Below are 10,558 nucleotides of genomic sequence, written 5' to 3' on the forward strand. Positions count from 1 at the left end.
GCGGGCCTAATCCCATGGACCACCGCCCTCCGAGGTGATATCCCGCCCACGCCGGCCGACCATTTCTTCCCGACGCGAACCGATGACTCCGCTTGAAAACGCCCTGACGCGATGAACGATCTCTCACTCACCATCCTGCCGGAAATTGCCGGCGATGCTCAGGCGATCGAGCGGCTGCACGAACGCACCTTCGGCCCCGGCCGTTTTGTGCTGAGCGCCTATCGCATCCGCGAGCACGTGGATCACGTGCTCGAATTGTCTTTCACTGCCCGCATCGGGACGTTGCTGGTCGGATCCGTGCGGCAATTGCCGATCCGCGTCGGCGACACGCCGGCGCTGCTGCTCGGGCCCCTGACGGTCGAACCTCCGTTCCGCGGCCGCGGCGTCGGTCGGATGCTGCTCGAGCGCGCGCTGAAGGATGCGAAGACGCAGGGCCACCGCCTGGTGCTGCTGGTCGGCGACGAACCCTATTACAGCCGCGTCGGCTTCAAGCCGGTGCCGAAGGGACGAGTCACGATGCCGGGCCCGGTCGATTACGCCCGGCTTCTCGTCCTCGAGCTCGTCGAAGGCGCGTTCGAAGGCGTATCGGGGCCGGTCGGTCCGGACTGGAGCAAGACGCCAACCTGACGCGCCATCGCTTTGCAGCTCACGTGAGGTAAGCTAGTGCCGGTCGATCAGCAATATTACCGGGAGGTGGCGTCCGGGAGCACGGCGGAGAAGCTGCTCATCTCGGCACGCGACCGCATATTCCAGGATTTCATCACTCAGATGCAGCCGTCTGCGTCGGACGAGATCTTGGACGTCGGCGTGTCCGACGTGATCAACGACGGCGCAAACGTGCTGGAGAGAAGCTATCCGCATCAGCGCAAGATCACAGCTTGCGGGCTCGGCGAGGGCGTCGGGTTCAAGGCGGCTTTTCCGCTTTGCCGCTACGTGCAGATCGAGCCGAACACACGGTTGCCGTTTGCCGACAACGAATTCGATATCGCGACGTCCAATGCTGTGCTCGAGCATGCGGGAAGCCACCAGAATCAGGTGCTCCTGGTCAAGGAGCTTTGCCGCGTTGCGCGGCGGGTGTTCATCACGGTGCCCAACAGGTTCTTTCCGGTCGAGCACCACACGGCCATCCCGCTGGCGCATTACCTGGATGGCACTTTCAGGATTGCCTGCATGATCACCGGCAAGTCGGAATGGACCGACGAGCAGAACCTGATCCTGATGACACGAAAACGGCTGCTGGCGCTCACCGCGCTGATCGCCAAGTCAGCGGCGGTGGGTTACACCGGCTTGTCGCTCGGCCCGTTATCGTCCAATCTCTATCTTGCATTCCGCTGAAGCGGAGCCAGCGCCTCCCGCCGCGGCATGATCTCAATGAAGCGAATCGGCACGAGCAAAGTCATCTTCGCCGTCCTGTTCATCGCGGTGCTGATCGGCCATTTCTGGACCATGTTACGATGGAATGAGGCGCGCGGTGTCTACGACGACATCTGCTACCTGCGGCAGGCGCATTTGTTTCAGAGGTTCGGGCTGGTGCGAGGCTTCGACACCAACCTCGCCCTCGACGACGATGGCTATCTGAAAGCAAAGCTGAGGGAGATCGACTACCCGAAGTGGGACGATACGACTGAAGCGCCCTGTCACAATTTGATGCCGGCCACAGGGAAGGTCGTCATCCAGTACCCGCCAGGTGTCGGCCTCGTGTTGGCGTTATTTCCGGGCGGTCACCAGGTCGTGCCCATGTACATGATGGCGACCGTTGTCGTCTTCGGCTTTGCGCTGTTTGCCCTATCTATCGCGCGCACCACGAGGTCGATCCTGCTGGCTGGAACGTTCGGCTGTCTTGCAATCTATCTGATGGTCAATCCGGTCAAGGCGAGCTATTCGATGGCTCCGACGGTCGCCGTGTGTGCGGTCGCAGGATGTCTCACCGCGCGATGGCTGATGGACCCGCAATCTCAGCCGAGGATCGGGCTGTTGGCGTCCATCGGCCTCCTGCTTGGATTGACAGTCGATTTCCGCTTGGCCAACCTCTTCCTCGCGTCCGGCTACGGAATGTTCCTCCTCGTCGCGTTCCTTGCAGAACGCACGGTGTCCCGGTTCTTGCAAGGAGCCGTGTTCGGCATCGCATTGCTGGCCGGCGTGATGCCGACCATCGCGTCTTATGCCGTCAATGCCGGCAGTCCGTTCGCGTCGACCTACGGCAACAACCCCGATGTCAGGCCGCTCGATTTCTCGTTCGCCGTGATCCGGGACTATCTCGCCGATCCGCTGCAGACGTTGTTGGTCATCATCGGAATCGCGGGGTCGATCTGCCTGTTGCGGCAGCCGGATGGCCTCCGCCGTGTCGCGCAGCTCACGATCGCCAATCTGGCGATCAATCTCGCCTTCTTCTTCACCTATCCGATCGCGACGCCATACTACACCATCCCCATTTCTCTCCTGACGCTATGGAGCCTGCTGTTTGCCGTCCTTTTCCAGGAGGCGGCAGAGGATGCTCCCGAACCGGCCGCTTGGGCCGAAGCGCGCTGAGTTCAGCTTGGTCAGCGCGCTGCGGCCTTGAGCGTGGTCATCCCCCAAGGCTGCTGCCTTTCCGGATCGCGCCTAGAGCATGACCCGGAAAAGCGCGAAGCGGTTTTCCGGAAAGATCATGCGCAAACGACAAACTAGAGCGCGATGACGATTCATCCAAATCTCAGCGCGCCTTAGAACTTGAAGTTCGCGAACGCCCGCACCCCGATACCCGGCATAAGCACTTCGTCCTTGGTGTAGGACACCGAGTTGCGGATGCTTTCGTTGAGGAGGTTGTTGCCGACGATGCCGGCAATCATCTCGCGCGCCCCGAACCGGCTCGGATCGAGCTTTGTCTTGTAGCTCACTTCCGCCTTCAGCAGATTGTAGCCCGGCGTCGGCGTCTCCGCGATTACGGCGATGTTGTTCTGCGCGAAGGCGTGCAACAGGTTGACCCGCATCAGCCAGTTGTCGTCGCGCCAGAACACGCCGCCGCCCAGTCGCACCGGCGGAATGCGCGGCACGTTGGTGCCGTCGGAGAAGGTGGCGCGGACGACGTCGAGCTGGTTCTCGATGCCCCAGATGCCGCCCTGGAACGCGCCGACATCGAACTGCGACTGAAATTCGCCGCCGCGGAAATTGGCATTGCGCTGCGAATAGACCGCCTGGTTCAGCTCGGCGCCCGGATTGCCGCACGAAGCGAAGTCATCGTCGCACATCACGCCGGTGAGGCGGCGAAAGATGAAATTGTCGAAATGCGTGTAGTAGACGGTCGCTTCGAACCGGAACGGCCCCGTCGCCTTGCGCACGCCGAGCTCGACCGACTTCGCGGTCTCGATGGTGAGGTTGGGATTGCCGATGTCGAAGGTCGCCGTCGCATCATGGCCGCCGCGGGAAAACAGCTCGGCCGCCTTCGGCGCGCGCTCGACATACTGCGCGGTGACGCTGCCGACCATGCCGCCCGGCAAATCCTGCAACAGACCGATGCTGCCGCTCTTCGGCGTGTAGGACGGATTGCGCGCGATCGCCGCCTGCGGCGTGCCGTCAGGCAAAAAGTCCGCCGAGAAATTCGGCGTCGTGCCGTGTAGCTCGACATGCTCGATGCGCCCAGCGATCTGCGCTCGCGTCTGTTCGGTGAACTTGAACTCGTTGAAGGCATAAGCGGCGACGCGCGTGTTGTTGTTGGGGTCCCACAATCCGTTGAACAGCGTGCCGGGATTGTCCGGGCTCGGCGCGCTGAGCTCCTGGTGACCGGCCTGGAAGCCGAGTGCCGTCGTCACCTCGGCGAAGCGGGCGTTGAACGGCATCAGCTGCACCTCGGTGCGAATCTCCTGCTCCTTGTTGGTGAAGGTCTGCCTTATGCCGTCGCTGTTGAGATCGGCGGGATCGGCAAGGCCGATCTCGTTGTGCCGGTAGTCGGTCGCGCCGGCCCAGAAGCGGATGGTGTCGATTGCGGTGGCGTCGGGACGGTACTCGCCCTTGGCGTTGATCTTGGTCTGGTGGCCGTCGATGCGCGTGTGGTGGTCGGCGCCGTCGATGCCGGGGATGTGGTAGAGCGAGTCGTTCTGCGTGATCGCAGCGCCGATATAGCCGCCCTGGAAGAAGTAGGAGCCGCCGATCGAGGCGCCGTCCGAGCGCGTCGCCGAGTTCGGCTGGCGCCCGTTCACGGGCCGCGTCTGGTCGTTCAGATAGGGATAGCTCGGAATGTTGTAGTCGGAGGTCGTGCGGCCATAGGCATCGGCATGGAAGGCAAAATTGCCGCCGCCGGTGTCGAGCAGCACGCCGCTCTCGACGCCGCGGTCGACCGAGGAGAACGCGGTGCGCGTCTCGGCGGTGACGCAAGGCGATGTCGCGGCGGATGCGAGTGGCGCCTTGGCCGGCATTCCCCAGGTCTGGAACGACGGCGCGCAGGACGGCAGCGCATCCGGAATCCGGTTGTTGGTGGCGCTGACGACGCCGCCGATCGAGGTCGAGCCGTAGCGCAGCGCCGCCGGTCCGCGCACCACCTCGACCTGGTTGGTCGCGAGCGGATCAATGGGAACGAAATGATCCTCGCCGAGATCGGAGGCGCCGCCGCCATTGGTGCCGTTCTCGACGATGCCGACGCGGTTGACGTCGAGACCCCGGATGATCGGCCGGCTGGAGGCACCGGGCGCGAAGCTCGAGCCGGTGATGCCGGGCTTGGAGAACAGCAGATCGCCGAGCTGGCCGCCGCCCTCGCGGCGGATCTCGTCGTTCGGTACCACCGTAACGGTGGCGAACTGGTTGGTCACGATCGACAGCACGCCCTGCTGAGGGGCGGCCGTCGCTGGCGCTGCCGGCGCTGCATCCGCCGTACGCTGTTGGCTGCGCGAGCGTCCGGTGCGCGCGACGCGGACCGGGCTGCGGGTCGGCACCACCCGGCGCACGATCGGGCTCGGCGCCGTCACGGTGACGGCCGGGATCTCGGTCGACGACTTGTCTTGCGCAGGCGCTTGCGCCGGTGCCTGCGTGGGTTCTTGGGCAAGCGCCGATGTGGCGGCGGCGCCGAGCAGGAGCAGGCTCGCTCCGGCGAGATGCTGCACGCGTCGCAATTCAAATGACATGGTCCTGATTCCACTCAGGCGCCGTCCGGAAGATGCTTTGCTGATCGGAGGCGGCCTGCCGTCGCGGCGCGACGGAATTCGACTTCAACGGCTCCCGGGGACTCGCCGACATGCGGCGGGCCCGGGCGTGATCAAACGCTGTTGGGAGTCAGGACGCGGGAGGGGCGCGCGGCTGGAACGCCGTGCCGGCCGATTTCAGATGGACGAATTCGGCATCAGTGGTGAGCTGGAGCAGCGCGATCGCCTGGGGCAGCTGCAGCAGCGGCGGCGTCGCGAACAGGACCGTGCCGGCCATCGCGAGCAATGCGCAGATCGCGCAATTGTCGTCGCCCGGCTGCTCCCGGTCGGGGCTTTTAGGCGATTGCTTCTGGATCGCCGCGGGGTCGATCGAGGCGATCGCCTTGGCGTTGTCCGTCTGCTGGATCGAGGACTGGGCGAGGGGAGTGGCCTGGGCGAACCAGTGGCTGTGGCCGAAGGTCAGCGCGAATTGCACCAGCATCGCGAACAACGCGAGCCGGGCACCGTGCCTGATATGCGACCGGAACCACTTCATCTGCAGACGCCACCCCGCATCGCAAGGCGCCAATCCCTGGGCGTCGCGATGTTATAATGTAACATCGCCCGATCGGTCCGTGGATGTCAACGGCGGGGCGGGCTGTGCGTACAGGCAGCCGGCCTGATGTGTCCTTCGGGCAACTAACGCATGATCCGGAAAAGTGCGAAGCGGTTTTCCGAAAAGATCATGCGCAAACACAACCTAAAGCGCGATGACGATTCATTCCAATCTCATCGCGCTTTAGAGTGGGATGGCTTTTTGGTTGAAGCGATGCGAGCCGAGAACTCGGATCACCTCTCCCCGCCGGAGAGAGGTGATCCCGGGGCCGCCGATCGCGCCAAGCGTTTTAGCGCCCTTCACGCACCCAGGTCGCGGCAAACGCGCCGAGCAGCAGCAAGAGGCCGATCAGGCCGGCGAAGATCGGCAGCACGCCGACGCCCTTCACGACGCTGGCGTCGCGCATCCTGACCCCCATCCAGCCATCGCCATGGAAGCTGCTCACCGAGCGCACCGGCACGATGCGCGGCAGCTCGACGCTGGTGCCATCGACGACGCGCACGGCATCGCCGCCGGTCGCCTGCGTCAGCGGCCTCAGGGTCTCGGTGGTGGAGGTGACCTCCGAAAACTCCTTCGGATTGGTCGGGCCGACATTGATGAGCGCCTTCAGCGTGCCGTCTGTCGCCTGCCACAGGCCGAGCTCATTCGCCGGCAGGCTGGCGCGCCACTCGCCGGGATCGACGGCGCTGAGCGTCAAATCGTGCGACACGCCCGACGGCGAGGTCACGCTGACCGGCTGGACGCTGTCCGACATGGTCTGGCGCACCACGACGAGGTCCTTGCCCTGCACCTGGAGGCGCAGCGCTTCCTCGTCGAGGTCGGGCTGCTTCATCAGCCAGTGCGACATCCGCCTGAGCAGATCGAGATGCGGGCCGCCGCCCTCATAGCCGCGCGCCCACAGCCAGATGTGGTCGGAGAGCAGCAGCGCGACGCGCCCCTCGCCGAAGCGCGAAAGGAACAAGAGCGGCTTGCCGTCGAGGCCCGTCATCACCGGCGGGTTGACGGAATTGCGGGTGTCGACGGTGCGGAAGAAACGGCTCCAGTGCGGCGGCTCGAAGGCCGAGCCCTCAAGACCGCGCGTGACTGGATGGCGTTTGCCGATGTCGGACAGATGCGCATAGAACGGCTTCTCGGTCACGCCGACCGGCTCGGCCGGCAGCACCGAATCCAGCGGCGTACGCCAGATGCTGGTGTTGGAGGCATAGTCGGGCCCGGCCGAGACCAGCACCGCGCCGCCCGCGCGCACATAGCGCGCGATGTTGTCGAAATAGGCGATCGGCAGCACGCCCTGGCGGGCGTAGCGGTCGAAGATGATCAGCTGGAATTCGTTGATCTTCTGCTGGAACAGCTCGCGGGTCGGAAACGCGATCAGCGACAATTCGTTGATCGGCGTGCCGTCCTGCTTCTCCGGCGGCCTGAGAATCGTGAAGTGCACGAGGTCGACGCTGGCGTCGGACTTCAGGAGGTTGCGCCAGGTGCGCTCGCCGGAATGCGGCTCGCCCGAGACCAGCAGCACGCGCAGCTTGTCCCGCACACCGTCGATGGCGACGACGGCGCGGTTGTTCACCGGCGTCAGTTCCTTCTCGAGCGGCGAAGCCTCGATTTCGACGATGTTCGGCCCGGCATGCTTGATGTCGACGTCGACGCTCGCGCTCTGGCCGCTCGAGAGCGTGCGCTCGTTGATGACCTCGCCGTCGCGGCGCACGGTGACCTTGGCGCGCTCGCCGGAAACGCCCTGGTCGTCGAGCCGGTAGGTGATGGTCTGCATCTGGCCGACGATGCCGAAGCGTGGCGCCGCCGTGATCGCGATGCGGCGGTCGCGCTCGTCCTTCTGCCCGGTGATCAGCGCGTGCACCGGCGCCTGGAAGCCGAGCGCGGCGGCATTGGCGGGAATGTCGTGGACGCGGCCGTCGGTGATCAGGAAGGCGCCGGCGACGCGGTCGACCGGCACGTCAGACAGGGCCGAGGCGAGGGCGCCGAACAGCTTGGTGCCGTCGGTCTCGCCGTCGGCCTGGCCGGCTTCGACGACGCGGACCTCGAGACCCTTGATCTTCTTCAGGCTATCGACCAGCGCCTCCTGCGCCTGCGCGGCCTCTCGATTGCGGTTGCCGAAATTCTGGCTCGGGCTCTTGTCGACGACGATGGCGGCGACCGAGGTGAGCGGATCGCGGTCCTCGCGGGTGAAGGAGGGATTGGCGAGCGCCAGCAGGAACAGCGCCAGCGCGGCGACGCGCACGGCTGCACCGCGCGCGCGCGCCACCAGCAGCAGGATCGCGATGACGACGATCGCGGCCAGCGCGAGCCAGAGGACGATCGCGGGAACAAGCGGCGTGAACGCGATGCCGTAATTCATCAGACAGACCTATCAACGTCATTCCGGAGCGATGCGAAGCATCGAATCCGGAATCTCGAGATTCCGGACCTGGTCCTTCGGACCATTCCGGAATGACGGGGCGCGTGGTTCAAGGGCGTCACGCGCATCTCTACTGTCCCAGCCGTTCGATCAGGGCCGGTGCGTGCACCTGGTCGGCCTTGTAATTGCCGGTCAGCGTGTACATCACGATGTTGGCGCCGGCGCGGTAGGCGAATTCGCGCTGGCGGGGGTCGCCGCTGGTCACCGGCAGCATGTACTGGCCGTCGGGGCGCACGGCCCAGGCGCCGGCAAGATCGTTCGAGGTGATGATGATCGGCGAGACGCCGTCGCCGCCGCGAGCCGGGCGCTGCGCGGCGTCTTCGTCCTCGTCGCGTGGCAGGGTCTCGACCCAGGTCTGGCCGGTGTTGAAGCGGCCGGGGAAGTCGCGCAGCAAATAGAAGGTCTTGGTCAGCACGTGCTCGCGCGGCACCGGCTCGAGCTCGGGCACGTCGAGCGAAGACAGGATGTCGCGCAAGGTGCGCATGCCCGGCGTCTGCGAGGCACCGTTGTCGCCCGGCGTCGCCTCATAGGCGTCGCGGGTGTCGAACAGCACGGTACCGCCCTGCTTCATATAGGCGTCGATCTTGTTGATGGCGTCCTGCGGCGGCTTCGGCGCGCCGGGCACGATCGGCCAGTAGATCAGCGGGAAGAAGGCGAGCTCGTCGCGCGCCGGATCGATGCCGACGGGATCGCCGGCCTCGAGCGCCGTGCGCTGCGCCAGGAACAGCGTCAGTCCGGTGAGGCCGGCCTTGACGATGGAATCGACGTCGGCATTGCCGGTGACGACATAGGCGAGGCGGGTCTGCGACACCGCCTTCATCGCGAACTCGTCGGACGCGCTGTCGGCGCGCAACGGCGTCGGCGACAGCGCGGTGAGACCCGCAAGCACGAGGCCGAGCAGGATCATTGCAGGCGCGGCGCGGCGGCGCAGCAGCGCGGCAAGGCCGCCGCCGAGCAGCGCGACGATGATGGCGTCGATCAGGAACAGCCCCAGCGCCGCGGACAGCAGCCAGCCGCGCAGGTCGCGCGGCTCGGCATTGGTGTAGGTGGCATGCCGGGCGCGCAGGCTCGCGGTGTTCAGGGCTGCGATGCGGTCGGCGCTGGCAAGCGTGTTCACGGCGAGCGGTCCTTCTGCGGGACCATAGAAGCCCGGCGGATGATCGGGGGTGGCGCGGTCGCGGTAGTCCGCAGGGAGCGGCTTTGCGGTCGCCGGCGGCGGACCGAAGGCGCCGAAGCCGTCGAGGATGTGCAGCGGCGCCACCGTTTCCGTGGTCGCCTCGCTGGCAACGCCGGCGCCGGGCTTGGCGGTGTAGCCGGACATGTCGACGACCCGCCGCAACATCTCGACGAAGGTGCCCGACATCGGCAGATCCGACCAGCGCATGTCGGCGCTGACATGGAACAGGCTGACGATGCCCTTGCCGCGATGCTCGCCGGTGACGAGCGGGGTGCCGTCTTCGAGCGAGGCCCAGCTCTTGGTGGCGAGCACGGCATCCGGCTCGGCCAGCACCTGCCGGCTCACCGTGACGTCCTTGGGAACCGCGATGCCGGTGAACGGGCCGTCAGCCGCGAAAGAGGCGAGATGCTGCGGCTTCTCCCAGGTCAGGCTGCCGCCGAGCGTGCGGCCGCCCTTGCGCAGCTTGACCGGCACGAGATCGTCCTCGGCCTGCGCCAGGCGGGGCCCGGCAAAGCGCACCAGCACGCCGCCCTGGTCGATCCAGGCATTGAGGCGCTCGCGGATTTCAGGCGCGATGGTGCCGACATCGGCGAGGATGATCATCGGCAGCTTCTGGTCCAGGAATTGTGTGATGCCCTGCTGCGGCGAGCCCTTGTCGGCGAGCCGCACGTCAGCGAACGGCGCCAGCGCGCGGGTGAGGTAGAAGGTCGGCGCCAGCAGCGGCTGCGCGGTCTCGCTGGTCGAGCCCGAGACGATGCCGATTGCGCGGCGGCGCCAGCGCTTGTCGAGCAGCTGCACCGCGCCGGCGGAGCGCTCGCCGGAGATCTCGAGCCGGGTGATGTCGTTGCGGAGCTCGACCGGCAGGTCGAACGCGGCATCGGTCTCCTTGTCCTGCGGGCCGAACGAGAAGCGCGCTTCGCCGATCGGCGAGGCCTTCTGGTCCAGCGCGCGCACGGTGCCGGCCGCAATGCCGCTGTCGGTGCGCAGCACCTTCACCGTCATCTTCGCCGCGGCGTTCTCGGCCGCGACCAGCGCCAGCGGTGAGGAGGTGCCGCCTTCGAAGATGGTCAGGCTGCGATCCCCTAAGGTCTTGCCGAGGGCAGCCACGAACTCCTCGCCGCGGCCGGTGTCGACGCCGTCGGACAGCCAGGCGATCTCGCAATCGCCGGTGGCCTTGAGGAAGCGGTCGACAGCAGCGAGCGTCTCGACGCGATCGATCGAATAGGGCTTTGGCACGAGCTGGCGCAGCGCCACGCGCGCCG

General features: G+C 66.1%; 7 protein-coding genes. 3 read left to right on the forward strand and 4 right to left on the reverse strand.

Annotated features, from left to right (window positions below; genetic code table 11):
* Window positions 1-111 precede the first annotated feature (111 nt).
* From A5906_RS23515 to A5906_RS23525, 3 genes are read left to right on the forward strand one after another with little or no spacing between them, the layout of a single operon-like run.
* Window positions 112-627 (forward strand): GNAT family N-acetyltransferase, encoded by a 516-nt coding sequence (locus tag A5906_RS23515; protein WP_080137671.1) that lies wholly within the window; start codon window positions 112-114, stop codon window positions 625-627.
* 36 nt (window positions 628-663) lie between these two features.
* On the forward strand, window positions 664-1,335 hold the full coding sequence (locus A5906_RS23520; RefSeq protein ID WP_080137672.1) for a methyltransferase domain-containing protein: 672 nt from the start codon (window positions 664-666) through the stop codon (window positions 1,333-1,335).
* A gap of 36 nt (window positions 1,336-1,371) precedes the next feature.
* Complete coding sequence (locus A5906_RS23525) at window positions 1,372-2,529, forward strand: hypothetical protein (RefSeq protein WP_245326867.1); 1,158 nt, start codon at window positions 1,372-1,374, stop codon at window positions 2,527-2,529.
* Between the two features lie 173 nt (window positions 2,530-2,702).
* Here A5906_RS23525 and A5906_RS23530 read toward each other — a convergent pair whose 3' ends face one another.
* From A5906_RS23530 to A5906_RS23545, 4 genes are all read right to left on the reverse strand, one after another.
* Window positions 2,703-5,093: a TonB-dependent receptor gene (locus A5906_RS23530; RefSeq protein ID WP_080137674.1), complete on the reverse strand. Its 2,391-nt coding sequence runs from the start codon at window positions 5,091-5,093 to the stop codon at window positions 2,703-2,705.
* 148 nt (window positions 5,094-5,241) lie between these two features.
* On the reverse strand, window positions 5,242-5,646 hold the full coding sequence (locus A5906_RS23535; protein ID WP_080137675.1) for a DUF2946 family protein: 405 nt from the start codon (window positions 5,644-5,646) through the stop codon (window positions 5,242-5,244).
* A gap of 349 nt (window positions 5,647-5,995) precedes the next feature.
* Window positions 5,996-8,059 (reverse strand): hypothetical protein, encoded by a 2,064-nt coding sequence (locus A5906_RS23540; RefSeq protein ID WP_080137676.1) that lies wholly within the window; start codon window positions 8,057-8,059, stop codon window positions 5,996-5,998.
* 130 nt (window positions 8,060-8,189) lie between these two features.
* Window positions 8,190-10,558, reverse strand: a 2,369-nt coding sequence (locus tag A5906_RS23545) for a DUF4159 domain-containing protein (RefSeq protein WP_245326868.1), incomplete at its 5' end; no start/stop codon positions are given.

This window comes from Bradyrhizobium sacchari (genome assembly GCF_002068095.1).
GTDB lineage: Bacteria > Pseudomonadota > Alphaproteobacteria > Rhizobiales > Xanthobacteraceae > Bradyrhizobium > Bradyrhizobium sacchari.